The sequence below is a fragment of the Mesocryomonas lacus genome (assembly GCF_055730105.2).
In genome coordinates this window covers 69,950-84,263 of the sequence record NZ_JBUZWF020000009.1, presented here as the reverse complement: position 1 = coordinate 84,263, position 14,314 = coordinate 69,950, and the positions used below count along the sequence as shown (strand labels likewise).

Annotated in this window: 16 protein-coding genes; 7 read left to right on the top strand and 9 right to left on the bottom strand. The window is 67.1% G+C overall.

The window, feature by feature from the left end; genetic code table 11:
• Positions 1–130 precede the first annotated feature (130 nt).
• From tam to argH, 5 genes are all read right to left on the bottom strand, one after another.
• On the bottom strand, positions 131–919 hold the full coding sequence (gene tam / locus ACZLZQ_RS22835) for a trans-aconitate 2-methyltransferase (RefSeq protein ID WP_472951436.1): 789 nt from the start codon (positions 917–919) through the stop codon (positions 131–133).
• Positions 920–983: 64 nt separating this feature from the next.
• Positions 984–3,734 (bottom strand): TIGR02302 family protein, encoded by a 2,751-nt coding sequence (locus ACZLZQ_RS22830; protein WP_472951434.1) that lies wholly within the window; start codon positions 3,732–3,734, stop codon positions 984–986.
• A 148-nt stretch (positions 3,735–3,882) separates the two neighbouring features.
• On the bottom strand, positions 3,883–5,151 hold the full coding sequence (gene lysA, locus ACZLZQ_RS22825) for a diaminopimelate decarboxylase (protein WP_472951432.1): 1,269 nt from the start codon (positions 5,149–5,151) through the stop codon (positions 3,883–3,885).
• Positions 5,152–5,222: 71 nt separating this feature from the next.
• Positions 5,223–5,522 carry a hypothetical protein gene (locus tag ACZLZQ_RS22820; protein ID WP_472951430.1) on the bottom strand — a complete coding sequence of 100 codons (300 nt, stop codon included), beginning with the start codon at positions 5,520–5,522 and terminating at the stop codon, positions 5,223–5,225.
• Positions 5,523–5,580: 58 nt separating this feature from the next.
• Positions 5,581–6,987 carry an argininosuccinate lyase gene (gene argH, locus ACZLZQ_RS22815; RefSeq protein WP_472951429.1) on the bottom strand — a complete coding sequence of 469 codons (1,407 nt, stop codon included), beginning with the start codon at positions 6,985–6,987 and terminating at the stop codon, positions 5,581–5,583.
• 36 nt (positions 6,988–7,023) lie between these two features.
• On the opposite strand from argH, the gene tlpA reads away from it, so the two are divergent.
• From tlpA to ACZLZQ_RS22800, 3 genes are read left to right on the top strand one after another with little or no spacing between them, the layout of a single operon-like run.
• Complete coding sequence (gene tlpA, locus ACZLZQ_RS22810) at positions 7,024–7,686, top strand: thiol:disulfide interchange protein TlpA (RefSeq protein ID WP_472951428.1); 663 nt, start codon at positions 7,024–7,026, stop codon at positions 7,684–7,686.
• 60 nt (positions 7,687–7,746) lie between these two features.
• Positions 7,747–7,968: a type II toxin-antitoxin system VapB family antitoxin gene (vapB, locus tag ACZLZQ_RS22805; protein ID WP_472951426.1), complete on the top strand. Its 222-nt coding sequence runs from the start codon at positions 7,747–7,749 to the stop codon at positions 7,966–7,968.
• A complete protein-coding gene (locus ACZLZQ_RS22800) occupies positions 7,965–8,363 on the top strand; it encodes a type II toxin-antitoxin system VapC family toxin (protein WP_472951424.1) in 399 nt (132 codons plus the stop codon). Before vapB ends, ACZLZQ_RS22800 begins: the two co-directional genes overlap by 4 nt.
• Before the next feature lie 6 nt (positions 8,364–8,369).
• Here the strand turns inward: ACZLZQ_RS22800 and ACZLZQ_RS22795 are convergent, their stop codons facing one another.
• The 3 genes from ACZLZQ_RS22795 to ACZLZQ_RS22785 all read right to left on the bottom strand — a co-directional run bounded on the left by ACZLZQ_RS22795 (position 8,370) and on the right by ACZLZQ_RS22785 (position 10,090).
• Positions 8,370–8,786, bottom strand: a complete 417-nt coding sequence (locus ACZLZQ_RS22795; protein WP_472935839.1) for a response regulator — start codon at positions 8,784–8,786, stop codon at positions 8,370–8,372.
• Positions 8,787–8,897: 111 nt separating this feature from the next.
• Positions 8,898–9,437 carry a hypoxanthine phosphoribosyltransferase gene (gene hpt, locus ACZLZQ_RS22790; RefSeq protein ID WP_472951422.1) on the bottom strand — a complete coding sequence of 180 codons (540 nt, stop codon included), beginning with the start codon at positions 9,435–9,437 and terminating at the stop codon, positions 8,898–8,900.
• Entirely contained in the window at positions 9,434–10,090 is a 657-nt protein-coding gene (locus tag ACZLZQ_RS22785; protein ID WP_472951420.1) for a hypothetical protein, read from the bottom strand. Before ACZLZQ_RS22785 ends, hpt begins: the two co-directional genes overlap by 4 nt.
• Positions 10,091–10,289: 199 nt before the next feature.
• On the opposite strand from ACZLZQ_RS22785, the gene ftsE reads away from it, so the two are divergent.
• The 4 genes from ftsE (at position 10,290) to ACZLZQ_RS22765 (ending at position 13,662) form a co-directional block, all read left to right on the top strand.
• Complete coding sequence (gene ftsE / locus ACZLZQ_RS22780) at positions 10,290–10,949, top strand: cell division ATP-binding protein FtsE (protein WP_472935836.1); 660 nt, start codon at positions 10,290–10,292, stop codon at positions 10,947–10,949.
• Positions 10,942–11,928 (top strand): cell division protein FtsX, encoded by a 987-nt coding sequence (locus ACZLZQ_RS22775; RefSeq protein ID WP_472951418.1) that lies wholly within the window; start codon positions 10,942–10,944, stop codon positions 11,926–11,928. Before ftsE ends, ACZLZQ_RS22775 begins: the two co-directional genes overlap by 8 nt.
• Positions 11,929–12,170: 242 nt before the next feature.
• Positions 12,171–12,788, top strand: a complete 618-nt coding sequence (locus tag ACZLZQ_RS22770; RefSeq protein WP_472935834.1) for a YdcF family protein — start codon at positions 12,171–12,173, stop codon at positions 12,786–12,788.
• A 97-nt stretch (positions 12,789–12,885) separates the two neighbouring features.
• On the top strand, positions 12,886–13,662 hold the full coding sequence (locus ACZLZQ_RS22765) for a lysophospholipid acyltransferase family protein (protein WP_472951416.1): 777 nt from the start codon (positions 12,886–12,888) through the stop codon (positions 13,660–13,662).
• Positions 13,663–13,750: 88 nt separating this feature from the next.
• Here the strand turns inward: ACZLZQ_RS22765 and ACZLZQ_RS22760 are convergent, their stop codons facing one another.
• Positions 13,751–14,269 (bottom strand): gamma-glutamylcyclotransferase, encoded by a 519-nt coding sequence (locus ACZLZQ_RS22760; RefSeq protein WP_472951414.1) that lies wholly within the window; start codon positions 14,267–14,269, stop codon positions 13,751–13,753.
• Positions 14,270–14,314 lie beyond the last annotated feature (45 nt).

Sequence of the window (14,314 nt, the reverse complement as noted above, 5' to 3'; positions counted from 1 at the left end):
TTAGCCGGATGTCTCATGTCCTTCCTTGACGGATCCGGACAATCGGCATGACCGCCGCCAAGCAGCGCGGTTTTACCCTGCCGCCAGCGGGCGCCAGCTTACCCCGATGACGGAAGACTGATCTACGAGGCTAACGTGTCCGCTGCGCCACGATGAAGATCCGCGGAAACGCCAGCAGCCGGCGTCCGTCGCTGCGCTGGGGATAGGCGGCATCGATCTTCGCCGCGTAGCTTTCCAGAAACGCCGGTCGCAACTCGGCCGGGAGTGCATCGAGAAAAGGTCGTAAGCCCGTCGCCTTCAGCCATTCGACGATCGCCGCCGGGTCGTCCATGCGGTGGTGGTAGATGGTCCGCCAGACATCAACCAAGTCGGCATCCGCTGCAAGGTCGTCATAGGTGACCGGGAGCGGCGGGAGGGTCGTGCGGGCGCCCGCGGCCGCCGTGGTGTAGGCTTCGAACGCCGGCTCCGCCGCGGTGTCGCGCATTGCGACATGCGAGGGCTCGCCGAGATTGTCCGGCATCTGGATCGCCAGCACGCCGCCCGGCGCGAGGCTCGCGAGAAGGCGCGGGAGGAGCTGCTGGTGGTCGGGCACCCATTGCAGGACCGCATTGGCGAAGATCACGTCGGGCGCCTCTTCCGGCGACCATGCCGAAATGTCGGCGATCTCGAAGCGGCACTCCGGCAGGCGCTGGCGGGCCGCCTCGATCATCGCCAGCGAGGTATCGAGCCCGAGAATCTCAGCGTCCGGCCAGCGCCTCGCCAGAAGCTCGGTCGAATTGCCGGGGCCGCAGCCGAGATCGACGACACGCCGCGGGTTTGGCAGCAGGATGCGGTCGAGAAGATCGCGGGCGGGGCGGGTGCGCTCCTCCTCGAAGCGGAGGTAGAGCGCTGGCGCCCAGTCGGACTTGGGTGTGGTCATGCCATGCTTTCGATATCGGGACGCGCCGCCATCCCGGTAGAAAAGCGCGACGCGCCAGGACGGGCTACTGCGTCTTCAGCAGCCGTTCCAGATATTCACGTTCAAGCTGGGGGGACAGCGCGTCGCCGAGGCGGTTGCGGATCGCGTCGAGGATTTTGCGGGCGCGCTGCGTGTCGATCTCGTCGGGCACGCGCACGTCCTGGCCGAAGTCTGCGCCTTGCGTCGAGCGCGGCCGGCCGAGCGGATCGCGGCCGGAGCGCTGCTGGCCTTGGCTGAAGCCTTGGCCCATCTGCCCTTGCTGGCCCGGCTGCTGGCCTTGGCCCTCGCCTTGCTGCATCGCCTGCTGCATCTGCTGCATCATGTCCTTGGCGCCGCGGCGCAGGCCCTCCATCGCCTGACCTTGCTGGCCGACCGCCTCGCCGTCATTGCCCTCGCCGAGCGCGCCTTCGGCCTTGCCCATCGCCTTGCCGGCCTCGCCGAGGGATTCACCGGGCTCCATGCCCATGCCCTTCATGCCGTCCTGTAGCGACTGAAGATCCTTCTGCAGCTGGCCTTGCTGCTTCTTCAGATCCTCCAGCGCTTGCTTCAGCTCCTCGGCCGTCATTGGCTTCCCAGCCTGCTGCTCACCAGGCTGCCCTTGCTCGCCCGGCTGCGGCTCGTTGTTCAACCCTTCGCCCATCTGGTCCTGCATCTGCTGCTGCATCTGCTTGCGACCGAGCTCATAGGTCTTGTCCTTCAGCGCCTGCTGTTGGCGCAGCATCTCGCCGAGCTTGTCCATCTGCTGGCGCATGGCGTTCTGCTGGCCATCCTGCTGCTGCTGCTGACCCGGCTGCTGCATCGCCTGCATCTGGTCCATCATCTGCTGCAGTTCGGAAAGCAGTTGCTGGGCGGCGTCCTTGGAGCCCGACTTCGCAAGATCCTCGATTCGGTCCATCATCTTCTCGATGTCGGACGGGCGGATTTCCTGCGCGTTCTGCATCTGCTCCTGGCTCATCGGCGGCTGGTTCTTCATCGCCTCGGCCATCGCCTGCATGTATTCCTGCATGGCCTCGCGCAATTCGGCCATGAGCTTGTCGATTTCGGCGTCATCAGCGCCCTTTTCAATCGCGTCGGCGAGCTTTTCCTTGGCGTCGCGCAGCTTCTTCTCGGCAAGCGACAGGTTGCCGTCCTCGATCCCCAACGCGATCTGCCACATGAAGTCAAGCGCCGACACCAGCGTCGCGTCGTCCTCGGCATTGGCGATGCGGCTGCGGACGGCGCGCAGCGACAAATAGGCCGAGGCGCTCTCGATGAAGTCCTCGCCGCGCAGCGTCACCGCGTCCAGCATTTCGGTGACCCGCGGCACGGCATTGGCGTCGAGCGCCAGGATCCGCCGCTGTTCGACCACCGCCCGCGCGAGTGGGTTGGAGAACGGCCGCTCGGGCAAGGTCAGGATCTTGGTCTCGGACCGTCCGGTCTGACCGGCATCGTCGGTCGCTTCGAGGGTCATGCCAACTTCGGCGCCGGCATAGGGGCTCTCGGTCAGATCGATGGACGTGCGCCCCTTCGCCTCGCCCTTGGTCCGCCGCGGCAGGGAAAGCGTGATCTCCGGCACGGGAACCAACGGCCGCGCGCCGACCGCCTGCGCGCCGCGCACCTCGATCGCCACCGTTCCCTTCCGAACGCCATAGTCGTCGCCGACGCTGAACGGGATTTCCAGCGCGCCCTTGCGGCCGGCAGCCGGCTCGTCGGTGAAGGCGATGGTCGGCGGCGCGTCGGGCGTTACGGTAAAACGCCAGTCGCCGAATGTGCGGAAGGTCGAGGCGAGCTGAACGGTGCCGCTGTCGGCGAGCGGCACGTCGTATTCGCCCGCCGCCGGCCGTTCCGCCGTGTCTTGGCCGGGAGCGGGGCGAGCGACGGCGCCAGCATTGACGGGCGAGCCGGCGTCGGCCTTGCCGCCGGGTGTGGTGTTCGCAGCGGGAGACTTCGCATCCGTGGCTGCAGGTTCGGCGGAGCCACCTGGTTCGATGTCCTCGGCGACGTCGCTACCCTCCGGCGTGAAGGTCAGTTTGGTGTCGCTGCCGTCGGACACCCGCACCGACAGCACACTGCCCTCGGGGACCTCGATCGCGGCGGCCGGGCTGTCGGCTGTCTCCGCACGGGCGCCGGCGAGCGCCGCATCGGTTAGAAAGATCGGCGCGCGGCCGGTGTAGGACGGCGGCGTCACCCAAGCATCGACGCGTGCCGCCAGCAGCGGCGGGGCTTCAGGCGAGGCGAAGGCGTCGGTCAGGCGGCCGCCGACCGGGCCGTAGGAAAACGCGAAGGCGGTGACGAGCAGCAGTGCTGCGATGGCGCGCAACCCGTAAGGGTCGAGCCGCTCCGTCCGGGTCTCCGGTGTACCGCCGGTGAGATGGCGCAGCCGCAGCGCCATGCGGCGCTGGTGCTCGTGCCAGAGGGCGAGGGCGATCGGGTCCGTGCCGGTCGGCCGGTCGGCTTGCACCTGCAGCGGCTGGTGGTCGAGCCGGCTGCGGCTCTCGATGCGTTGGTCGATCGCCGCCGGGGAGGCAAGGCGCAGCCCGCGCGCGCGCCACAGCGTCAGCCCGGCCGCGGCGGCGAACGCCACCAGCACGGCAAGGCGCAGAAAGCCCGGCAGCAGGGCAAAAAGGCCGAACCAGGCGAAGGCGAGGAAGACCGCGAGGATCGATGCGAGCGCAAAGAGCGTCGGCCAGATCTTCTCGAACAGCATTGCTGCCCCGGCCAGACGGCGCGTCGACCGAAGCCGTGCCGCGTCGGCGGGCATGGCGGCGGACGCGACCTTCTTGGAATCTTTCGGCATTCGGCCCGATCTCGTCTGGTGCAGTCCAGCGGCCAGCCTAGCATTTTTTGCGGCGAAGGCGAGGCGGTGACCGATCTGTGAACGGTCCGTCAGCCCCTGCAGTGGTTTCGGACTCGCCGAGCATTCCGCCGCGGGTAGCCGACAGGCTTCAGTCTTCCAGCCAGGGCGGCAAGCGGTCGAGGGCGATCAGCTGCTCGACGGTCTGGCGGGGCCTGACCGTGAAGAAGGCGTCGCCGTTCACCAGCACCTCGGGCACCAGCGCCCGCGTGTTGTAGGTGCCGGACTGCACGGCGCCGTAGGCGCCGGCCGAGGCGATGGCGATGAGGTCGCCGGCCGCGACCACCGGGATTGATCGGTCGTGCGCCATGAAGTCCCCGCTCTCGCAGACCGGGCCGACGATGTCGGCGGTGATGTGCGGGGCGCCGAGGCTTTCGGTCACCGGCCGGATGTCGTGCCAGGCCTCGTAAAGGGTCGGCCGGATCAAATCGTTCATCGCGGCGTCGACGATGACGAAGACCTTGTCGCCGGTGTCCTTCACGTAGAGCACCTTGGAGACGAGGATGCCGGCATTGGCGACGATCAGCCGGCCGGGCTCGAACACCACCTTGCAACCGAGACCACGGACGTGGCGCTTGACCGTTTCGGCATATTCGACCGGCAGCGGCGGCGGCGTGTTGTCGTCGCGGTAGGGAACGCCCAGTCCGCCGCCGACGTCGACATGGCTGATCGTATGGCCGGCGGCCCGAAGCTCGCCGACGAGACCGGCGAGCTTGCCGAAGGCAAGGTCGAACGGCTCGAGATCGGTGATCTGGCTGCCGATGTGCATGTCGATGCCGGACACCGCGATGCCCGGCAGGTCGCGCGCCCGGGCATAGACCGGCAGCGCCCGGTCAAAGGCGATGCCGAACTTGTCGGACTTCTTGCCGGTGGAGATCTTGTGGTGGGTCTTGGCGTCGACGTCGGGGTTGATCCGGAACGAGACATGCGCGGTCTTGCCCAGCGCCACGGCGCGGGCGGAGACCATTTCCAGTTCCGGCTCGGACTCGATGTTGAAGCAGAAGATGCCGGCGCTGAGCGCCTGGTCGATCTCGTCCGCCGTCTTGCCGACGCCGGAGAACATGATCTTCTCCGGCGCGATGCCGGCGGCGAGCGCCCGCTGCAGTTCGCCGCCGGAGACGACGTCGGCGCCGGCGCCGAGGCGGGCGAGGGTCGTCAGCACCGCCTGGTTCGAATTTGCCTTCATGGCGTAGCAGACGAGCGCGTCGATATCGGCAAAGGCCTCGGCGAAGACGCGGTAGTGCCGGGTCAGCGTCGCGGTGGAATAGCAGTAGAACGGCGTGCCGACCGCATTGGCGATCTCGGCGATGCCGACGTCCTCGGCGTGGAGCGTGCCGTCGCGGTACTCGAAATGGTTCATCGTCAGGGCATCCGGAACGCCGGGCGCGCCCGTTAGGGCGGGCCGTGCGGACGTCGATCGCGTCGGGGGGGTCAGTTCAGCAGGAAATCCAGCGGAAAACTCTGTTTCTCGGCCTTGGTATTGCGGCTGACTTCCGCCGGCGAGACGTTGAGGTTGCTGTCATTGGCGCCGAGGCGCTGCGCCCGCTGGAAGGTCGCGGCCTCGCTCGAGCCTGTCGGGACCGGCGCCAGGCTGGTGCTGGTGCCGGCGCTGCCGCCTGAGGTGATCGGCGCGGTGACGGGCCTTGGAGCCACTGGCAGGTTCTTGCGCCCGCAGCCGGCCAAGGCGAGACCCGCTGCCAAAATTACCATCGAAAGCCTGAAGGTCTTCATCGTCGCATTCATCCCCAGCGCTTCCCCGCGCCCTTGATAGCTTCTCCCGCCGGAGAAATCACCCCCGCGCGGCGGCAAGGCGCTGACGCCATTCGGTGATCTCGCGGCGGACGTTGTCGGGTGCGGTTCCGCCAAAGCTTGTCCGGCTGCGCACGGAGGCGTCGACGCCCAGGACGGCGAAGACGGCATCGGTGATCCTTGGCTCCAGCGTTTGCAGATCCTCGACGGAGAGATCCTCCAGCCCGGTGCCGCGGCCCTCGGCCAGCGCCACGGCGCGCCCGGTCACATGGTGCGCCTCGCGGAAGGGCAAGCCGATCTCGCGCACCAGCCAGTCGGCAAGGTCGGTCGCCGTCGAGAAGCCATGGCCGGCGGCCTTGCGCATCGCCTCAACGTTGACGACGAGATCGCGGACCATGCCGGTGGCCGCGGCAAGGGCGAGGGCCAGGCTGTCGATCGCGTCGAACACCTGTTCCTTGTCTTCCTGCATGTCCTTGGAATAGGCGAGCGGCAAGCCCTTCATCACCGTCAGCAGCGAGACCAGCGCGCCGTTGATGCGCCCGGTCTTGGCGCGGACCAGTTCGGCCGCATCCGGATTGCGCTTCTGGGGCATGATCGAGGAGCCGGTAGAGAAGGCATCGGACAGCCGGATGAAGTTGAACTGCGGCGTCGACCAGATCACCAGTTCCTCGGCGAAGCGCGAGAGATGCACGGCAGCGATCGCGGCCATCGACAGGAATTCGAGCGCGAAGTCGCGGTCGGACACCGAATCGATGGAGTTGCGGGTCGGGCCGCGGAAGCCGAGCGCCGACGCCGTCTGGTGGCGGTCGATGGGAAAGCCGGTGCCGGCGAGGGCGGCCGCGCCGAGCGGGGACCAGTCCATCCTCTCGATCGCGTCGGTGCAGCGCGAACGGTCGCGCGCGGCCATCTCGACATAGGCGAGGCAATGGTGGCCGAAGGTCACGGGCTGGGCGACCTGCAGGTGGGTAAAGCCCGGCATCACCGTCTCGGCATGCTCTTCGGCCCGGTCGAGCAGTGCCTCGATCAGGCCGGTGAAGGCGTCCTCCGCCGCCTGGCAGGCGCGTTTGACATAGAGGCGAAAATCGACGGCGACCTGGTCGTTGCGCGAGCGGGCGGTGTGCAGCCGGCCGGCCGCCGGGCCGATGATTTCGGCGAGCCGCGCCTCGACGTTCATGTGGATGTCCTCGCGTTCCCGCGAAAACGTGAAGGCGCCGCTTTCGATCTCCTGTCGGATCATGTCGAGACCGCGTGCTATCTCCGCGGCGTCCTCGGACGTGATGATGCCTTGTTCGGCGAGCATGGCCGCATGGGCCTTGGATCCCGCGATGTCTTCCTGGAAGAGACGCTTGTCGAAATCGATCGACGCGTTGATCTCCTGCATGATGGCGTCGGGGCCCGAGGCGAAGCGGCCGCCCCACATCTCGTTGCCCGCCGTCTTCTCGGTCATCTCGGTTCTTTCGAATACGCTTGGAAAAGGTCAGCCATGTCTCAACAGAACGCAACGCCACGCCGCCGCTTCGCCCTTGTCGGCGTCCTGGCCCTCGTCGCCGGCGTCCTCGCGGGCGCCGTCGGCATATACGTGATGGAGGCGGGCTCTGGCAATCAAGCGCTCGCCGGCAACTGCCCGGCGAGCGAGGGCTTCCGGCAAGCGCTCAACGATACCGCCAAGGGGGAGGTCGCGGCCGTGACGCCGCTGGATACGCCGTTCGACGCCTCGACGCTCGCCTTCCGCAAGGGCGACGACACGCCGGTGACGCTCGCCGAGTTCTCCGGGAAGACGCTGCTGGTCAACCTCTGGGCCACCTGGTGCGTGCCTTGCCGGGCCGAGATGCCGGCGCTCGACGCGCTGGAAAAAAGCCAGGGCGGCGATGACTTCGCGGTCGTTCCGATCAATGTCGATCTCGGCTCCGTCGATACGCCGAAGGCCTTCTACGCCGACACCGGCATCCAGGCGCTGCCGTTCTACCGCGACGACACGATGGCCGTGTTCAACGACCTGAAGGCCCAGGGCGTCACCATCGGCCTGCCGGTCAGCCTGATCGTCGATGCGAAGGGCTGCGCCCGCGGCGTCATCACCGGACCCGCCGAATGGGCGAGCCCGGACGCCATCGGCATGGTCCAGGCGGTGAAGGCGCGAAGCTTGTAGGAAGCAGTCGCTGTGGATATATACCGCTTGTATATGTGTCCTGTTTTAAGGGAGCATTCTATGACCCGGACGAGCCTGTTCAAGTCGAACAAGACGCAGGCCGTCAGGCTCGCCAAGGACGTTGCCTTTCCCGACACTGTGACGGAGGTGGTCATTATCCGCGATGGCCCTCGCCGGATCATCACGCCCGCCGATGCCGCCTGGGACGATTTCTTCCTCGAGTCAGGCACCATAATCGAGGAGCCGGAGGACCCGCCGGTGCAAGAGCGAGACGCGCTGTGAGCCTGCGGTATCTGCTGGATACCAATCTTTGTATTCGGGTTCTGCGTGATCGTCCGCCGTACCTGCGCGAAAAGTTCAACGAAGAGGCTGATGCACTGTGCATCTCGACGGTTGTCCTGACCGAGCTGTTGTTCGGCGCCGAGAAATCTGCGCGGCCAGCTGAGAGCCGCCGCGACGTGAACAGGCTGGCCGGGCGTATGGCCGTCCTCGCTTTCGACGAAGATGCCGCGACGCATGCTGCCGAGATCAGGATGTCGCTTCAGCGACAGGGTCTTCAGATCGGTGCCTACGATCTTCTCATCGCCGGCCATGCTCGCAGCCGCGGGCTGGTCGTCGTGACCGGCAATTTGGGCGAGTTCTCGCGGGTCGAGGGACTGCGAAGCGAGGACTGGTAGGGTCCATTACCCGTACCGTCGCAGCGGCACGTCCTCGCCCATCTCCGCCGCCGCGCTTCGCGGTCCGAGCGCCGCATCCACCCGCTCTCTGATCTCGCTGAGAGTGAACGGCTTGTCGACGACGCCGGCGACGATGCGCATCAGGTCCTCGGCGGCCTCGCGCTGCTCGGCATAGCCGGTCATCAGGAGGATCGTCAGGTCGGGCCATTGCCGGTGCGTCGCGTGAGCCAACTCGATGCCGGTCATCGCGGGCATGCGGATGTCAGACAGCAACAGGTCGTAGGCGCCGTCGTCTTCGACGAGCCGCTCCAGCGCATATTCGCCGTCTTCCACCGCGACGACGCTGTGGCCTTCCAGCCGCAAGGCGCGGGTCACCAGAAGGCGCACGCCGGCATCGTCTTCGGCCACCAGGATGCGGGCCATGACTCTATCCTTCCACACGTGGGGAAAGGGCAAGCGGCGCAATGCGGTCTTGCCTAAAGGTCTTGCATGGCAGGGCGGGCTTGCGCCGGCCTGACCCTGTCGCTCTTCGCATCAGGCGTCGACGACCCGCCCGACGAAGGGGAGTTCGCGAAAGGCGTGCGCGACGTCCATGCCATAGCCGACGACGAAATGGTCGGGACAGTCGAAGCCGGTATAATCCGCCTCGATGTCGGTCTTGCGCTTCATCCGCTTGTCGAGGAGCACGGCGACCTCGACGGCCGTCGCCCCGCGCGAGAGCATCAGGTCGCGGGCGAACTTGATGGTACGGCCGGATTCCAGGATGTCGTCGATCATCAGGACGCTCCGCCCGGCGACGTCGGTCTCGACATCGCGCACGACGCGTACTGTCCCGCCGGTGGTACCAGCGCCATAGCTCGACAGCGAGATGAACTCGACCTCCGGCGCGACCCCCGCGCGGTGCAAAGCGCGAATGAGGTCTGCGGCGAAGACGAAGGAGCCCTTCAGCACGGCGACCACCAACAGGTCCTCCGGCGCCCCGCGGGCGATCTCGCCGGCCAGGCGCTCGATCTCGGCGGCGATCGCCTCCTGCGAAAACAGCGTCTCGATGTCTCGGCCGCGCACGGTGATCATTCGGCAGGTGTCCTTCGGGCGGCGTTCTTGAGGTCGCGGACGTTCTGTACGGATCCGAGCCGCGCGACGCCGGCCGGGTGAGGGCCGGCGGCGACAGAATAGACGCCGCCGAGCGTGCCGGGAAGCGGTGCCGGGTGGGTATCCCCGCTAAAGGCGAGACGCGTCGGTGCCACGGCCGGCGTGGCATAGAGGATCCGGATCGGCTTGTCGGCCTGTCTTGCGGCTGCGACGGTCGGGGCAGGGGACCATGACGGACCGGAAGGCTGCGACAGCGCCGTGACCTCAGGCGCCCTGCCGTCGGAGCCGGTATAGACAGAAACCGCGGCGAGCGGCACGAGGGCTGCCAGCGTCACCAGCCCGGCGATCCAGACGGAGCGCGGGAGGACGGAGCGCGGCCCTTCAGCCGAAGCAACGAAGCCCTTGCGCGGTGCGCCTTGGAACAGAAGGTCGGGGGCAGGCGGCGCCCGCCGCCGCGCCGGCTGCGGCCGGGACCTGCCGGAGGAGGCGGGCGGGACGGCGCGCGCGGGCGCTTCGGCCCATGCCTCGCCGTCGACCGGCTTGGCTCGTGCATGCCGGGCGATCAGCACCGCCTCGCCGTCGATCACCAGGGCTGGCCGCGGGCGGGCCGAACCGCGATTGAGATGCTCCGTCATCGCGGATTCCTCCGTTCCGTTTAGGATGAGGTAAGGAATGATGGTTAACGAAGGGTGAAGCGGGTGCCGGAGCCTGGCGGCGGCGCCGGCCAGAAATGAACACACTGTCGGCGTTTGAGAGTAGCATGCGGCGACGGCGAGGACGGCGGGCAGGGGTTCCTGCCGGCGGCGTCCGTTGCGGCCACGGGAAAGGCATCGTGTGATACGTTTCGAGAATGTAGGGCTGCGCTACGACATGGGGCCGGAGGTGCTTCGCGACCTGACGTTCGAGATCAAGCGCCAGTCCTTCCAGTTCCTGACAGGCCCTTCGGGCGCTGGCAAGACCAGCCTGCTGCGCATGTTGTTCCTGGCGCTGAAGCCGACGCGCGGGCTGATCACCGTGCTCGGCAAGGACGCCTCGACTCTCTCGCGCGCCGACCTGCCGTCGATCCGCCGGCGCATCGGCGTCGTCTTCCAGGATTTCCGGCTGCTCGAGCACATGACCACCTACGAGAACGTCGCGCTCCCGCTCCGGGTGCGCGGCAAGGAGGAGGCGAGCTACCGCCAGGATGTCATCGACCTCATCAAATGGGTCGGCCTCGGCGAACGCATGAACGCGCTGCCGGTGGTGCTCTCGGGCGGCGAGAAGCAGCGCGCGGCGATCGCCCGGGCGCTGATCGACCAGCCCGACATCCTCCTCGCCGACGAGCCGACCGGCAATGTCGACCCGCCGCTCGCCCGCCGGCTGCTGCGCCTGTTCATGGAGCTCAACCGCACCGGCACGGCCGTCATCATCGCCACCCACGATCTCGGCCTGATGGACCAGGTCGAGGCGCGCCGGCTGATCCTGTCCGACGGCAGGCTCGACATCTATGATTGACCGCAAGGCCCTCGTTGCCGGACTGCGCGGCCGGATCCGCCGCTTTGCCCGACGGCAGGTCGACAAGCCGACGCCGATCGTGCCGCCCGGCAATGTCGCCGGCCGGGCGCTGATGACGGTGATCGGCATCATGACCTTTCTCGCCAGCCTGACGCTCGGCGCGGTGACGCTGGTCTCGGACACCGCCTCGGTCTGGGAGAGCCAGATCTCACGCGAGATCACCGTGCAGGTGCGCCCCGACGACGGGCTCGACATGCGAAAGGCGCTGGAGACGGTGCGCGGCATCGCGCTGGCAACGCCGGGCGTCGCCAGCGCCAACATCATGGACGATGCTGCCACCGGCCGGCTGCTCGAGCCCTGGCTCGGCGAAGGTCTCGACCTCGACGATCTGCCGGTGCCGCGGCTGGTGCTCGTCGCCATCGACGAATCCGCCCAGCCCGACTTCGCCGCACTTCGGGCCAAGCTTGTCGCGGCCGTGCCGCAGGCCAGCCTCGACGATCACCGCGCCTGGGTGTCACGCCTCGTTTCAATGGCCAACGCCACCGTGCTGATCGGCGCGGCGATCCTCATTCTGGTGATGATCGCGACCGTCCTGACGGTGATCTTCGCTACCCGCGGCGCAATGTCAGGCAGCCGCAACATCATCGAGGTGCTGCATTTCGTCGGCGCGCGGTCGAGCTTCATCGCCGCGGAATTCCAGGGCCACTTCCTGAAGCTAGGCCTCGTCGGGGCGATGGCCGGCGGATCCGTCGCGCTGATGGTTTTCGTCCTGATGGGGTTCTGGACCCAGTCTAACCAGGCAACGCCGGAGGCCGACCAGATCAGCGCGCTGTTCGGCTCCTTCGCCATCGGCTGGAGGGGCTATGCCGGCGTCGTTGTGCTGATTGCAACAGTCGGCGGTCTCACTGCGTTCACCTCGCGATTGACGGTGAAGCGGCAACTCGCCGCGATCGATATGATTTCGCCGGTCGAAGCATGAATATCGCTGACGCGCCGGTCCTCGATCGGGGCCTCAAACCAAATCGTTAACCATTTGCGCCCACCCTTTACACCACCGAAACGGAACCCAGCTTAATCCAGATGTCGTCGTTCTCAGCTCCCTTCTCCTCCCGGCACGCGGCGTCTCACGACGCCGGTCGGCCGGCGGCGGGTGATGCTCGCAAGGGCCTGGATAGAGGGAAGGGCAGTCGGGGCAGCAGGCGCCGGAAGCTGGCGCTGACGGTGGCGGCCGCAAGCCTTCTCGGGCTTGGCTATCTCGGCGGCGGGTTCCTGCGCTTCACCCAGGAAGTCGCATCGCTGAACACTCCGCAGCGCGTTCAGTCGGCGGATGGTATCGTCGTTCTCACCGGTGGCGCGTTGCGCGTCGACCAGGCGATAGACCTGTTGAAGGAAGGCCGTGCCAAGCGGCTGCTCATCTCGGGCGTCAATCCCGGAACGAGTATCGCAACCCTCTCCAAGCTGACCGATACCGACCGCGGCTGGTTCGATTGCTGCGTCGACCTCGACTACGACGCACTGAACACCGTCGGTAATGCGGAGATGGCCGATCTCTGGGCGCGCAATCTCGGCTTTAAGGAACTCATCCTCGTTACCTCCGACTACCACATGCCGCGCACGCTCCTGGAGTTCGAGCGCTTTGCCCATGTCTCGGTGATCCGTCCCTATCCGGTGGCACGCGGCGATCTCTGGTCGACCCAGACCGTGCCGACAGCCCTCGGCATGAAGGTCCTGATGGTCGAGTACGCCAAGCTCATCGCCACCCGGCTGCGACTTGCCGCGGGTGTCGAGGCGCCGCGGGCGCTGTTCTCCGCAGGTTCGGCGGTCAAGCGCCCGTCTTGATGCCGCCATCGATGGCGGCTATGGGCTTCGTACGGCATCGTGCACGCGCGCGTCGGCCCGGCGCAGCTTGTGCCCCTCAGACGGAAACCTTGCCACGATGACCGCCCTGCGATCGTTCGTCTTCACGGCCTTATTCTATCTCAACCTGATCGGCCACATGGTGCTCTTTGCGCCCATGGTGTTTTTCGGGCGTGAGAGCGTGATCTGGTGGGTGACGAAAAGCTGGGCGAAGACCAGTCTCTGGCTGCTGAAGGTGATCACCGGCACGAAGGCCGAATTCTCCGGCCGGCAGAACATTCCGCCGGGCGCGGCGCTGATCGCCGCCAAGCACCAGGCCTTCTGGGAAGTCTTCGCGCTGGTGCCCGAACTCGACCGGCCGACCTTCATCCTGAAGAAGGAACTGATGAAGATCCCGCTGTTTGGCTGGTATTCGCGCCGGCTCGGCATGATCCCCGTCGACCGGGAGAAGCGGGGCGCCGCCTTGCAGTCGATCCTCGTTGGCGCCACCCGGGCAGTGGCGGAAGGCCGGCAGATCATCATCTTTCCCGAGGGAACGCGCACCGCGCCAGGGGCCGAGCCCGACTACAAGCCGGGCGTCCACTTCCTCTACTCCCAGCTCGGCGTTCCGCTGGTGCCGGTGGCGCTGAACTCCGGCGTGTTCTGGCCGCGCGACAGTTTCCTGCGCCGCGCCGGTACCGTGCAGGCCGAGTTCATGCCCGCGCTGCCGCCGGGGCTGGACCGCCACCAGATGCTGCGTGGGTTGAAGGGCGCCATTGAGGGCCGCTCGAACGCACAACTTCGCGAGGCCTATCGCGGACGGACCGACCTGCCGATGACCGACCTCATCGCCGCGCGGCTCGCAGAAGAGGCCTGAGGCTTCGAGGCCTGTCGTCTTCCCCCAGAGCCGGGCGGCCGCCAGCGTCTCCTGGTGTCGACGGCCATTTGAGATTAGCTTTCCCGGATCAGGACGGCAGCCGGGCTACAACGGATTCCAGCCAGGTGTCTTTCAACCCGAGCGCTTGGATCTCCTGCAGTGACGAGCGGACATAGTCGACATTGGCGCCCGAGCGTCCGTGCCCGCGCGCGACGATCTCCGCGGCGTGGTCGACCGACAGGCTGCCCGCATACTGGCTGTGACCGCGATCGACCACGAAGGCCGTCGCCTGGATCTGGCGACCGTCGAGCAGGCGCACCGACAGCGTGCGCTCGGTGTAGACGTTGGTCACAAGTTCGCGTTCACGCAGATAGGCCGTCACCGCCTCCCGGTCCTCGTGGTGGATCCGGAACGCCATTCCGATGCAAGATCCGCCACGGTCGAGGCCGAACACAAGCCCTGGCCGTTCCGGCGTTCCGCGGTGCACCGTCGAGCGGATGCAGAGCGAGCGGCGATAGCCGGCCAAACGCGCTTTCACCCGCTCCTCGAAGGCAAAGCCCGGTTGCCAGATCAGCGAGCCGTAGCCAAAAACCCATAGATCGTTCATTGCGGTCGGATCGCCTCGTCTCTTTCCGGGATGGGGTGGCACTGA